A 651-nucleotide genomic window follows, 5' to 3' on the forward strand; every position below is an offset into this window, starting at 1 on the left:
TCGTTATTACGGCTACCGCCACTGATACTGCAGGCAATACAGCAACCAATACCGGCACGGTCGAAGTGGATACGACTGGCTTAAACGTGAGTATTGATGCGTTAGTGACTAACGAGACGTCACCTGCGTTAAGCGGTAGCATTGACGACCCAACTGCGACCGTGATTGTGACAGTCAATGCGGTTGATTACACCGCAGTGAATAACGAAAATGGGACCTGGAGTTTAGCGGCTGATACTTTACCTGACTTAACCGAAGGTGAGGTTGAAGTGAGTGTATCTGCGAGTGATGAAGCCGGCCATAGCGATAGCGCAACAACAACCATTGAGATTGATACGACTGCACCAGTGATGAGCGTCGATTCAATTATTACCAATGATACTACTCCAGAATTAACAGGGACTGTAAATGATCCTACAGCTTCTATTGAAGTTATAGTTGATGGTGTTCAGTATGACGCGACTAATAATACTGATGGCACTTGGACATTAGCGGATAACACCTTACCTGCACTGGATGATGGTGAAACCATTATTACCGTCACCGCTTCAGATGCGGCGGGTAATAGCGCAACAAACACCGGTACGGTTGAAGTGGATACGACTGGCTTAAACGTGAGTATTGATGCGTTAGTGACTAACGAGACGTCAC

Annotated in this window: 1 protein-coding gene; it reads left to right on the plus strand. The window is 46.7% G+C overall.

The window, feature by feature from the left end:
• Positions 1-651 (plus strand): Ig-like domain-containing protein (locus tag OW492_RS16945; protein WP_290041709.1); only part of this gene is annotated, 651 nt, incomplete at both ends.

Origin of the sequence: Psychromonas sp. 14N.309.X.WAT.B.A12, from assembly GCF_030397575.1 — a bacterium.
In the GTDB taxonomy this organism is placed as follows: domain Bacteria; phylum Pseudomonadota; class Gammaproteobacteria; order Enterobacterales; family Psychromonadaceae; genus Psychromonas.